Source organism: Bradyrhizobium sp. Kon56, assembly GCF_055807635.1.
Genome location: NZ_JBVVOU010000218.1, coordinates 1 through 357 on the forward strand (window position 1 = coordinate 1; position 357 = coordinate 357).

General features: G+C 59.1%; 1 protein-coding gene. It reads left to right on the forward strand.

Going from position 1 to position 357, the window contains the following annotated elements:
- The coding region (locus AC0L3B_RS38710; protein WP_473382939.1) for a UbiD family decarboxylase domain-containing protein at positions 1 to 357 on the forward strand (357 nt) is incomplete at both ends.

Consider the following 357-nt stretch of genomic DNA (forward strand, 5'->3'; position numbering starts at 1 on the left):
GCAATCGCACCGAACTGGTGAAATGCCGCGGTAACGACCTGCAGGTGCCAGCCACCTCCGAAATCATCCTCGAAGGCGTGATTCACCCCGGCGAAATGGCCGATGAAGGGCCTTACGGCGACCACACCGGTTATTACAACGAAGTCGACAGTTTTCCGGTGTTCACCGTTGAGCGCATCACCCACCGGATCAAACCGATCTACCACAGCACCTACACCGGCCGGCCACCGGATGAGCCTGCCATCCTCGGCGTGGCGCTGAACGAAGTGTTCGTGCCGATCCTGCAAAAGCAGCTCCCGGAAATCACCGACTTCTACCTGCCGCCGGAAGGTTGCAGGGTTCCACGCATCAATCTCT